General features: G+C 46.4%; 1 rRNA gene. It reads right to left on the reverse strand.

What is annotated here, in order from left to right:
- Positions 1–71: 71 nt before the first annotated feature.
- A 5S ribosomal RNA gene (gene rrf, locus AT575_RS10440) occupies positions 72–185 on the reverse strand.
- Positions 186–222 lie beyond the last annotated feature (37 nt).

A 222-nucleotide genomic window follows, 5' to 3' on the forward strand; every position in this document is an offset into this window, starting at 1 on the left:
GAACCGCTGACCCTCTGCTTGTAAGGCAGATGCTCTCCCAGCTGAGCTAAACTCCCATTGAGTGTTCCTAAGCTAAGCGACTTCCGTATCTAACAGGGGCAACCCCAACTACTTCAGGCGTTCTAGGGCTTAACTACTGTGTTCGGCATGGGTACAGGTGTATCTCCTAGGCTATCGTCACTTAACTTTTTAGTCCACTCAAAATTGAATAACTATATCTTA

The sequence above is a fragment of the Streptococcus penaeicida genome, assembly GCF_002887775.1.
Lineage (GTDB): Bacteria > Bacillota > Bacilli > Lactobacillales > Streptococcaceae > Streptococcus > Streptococcus penaeicida.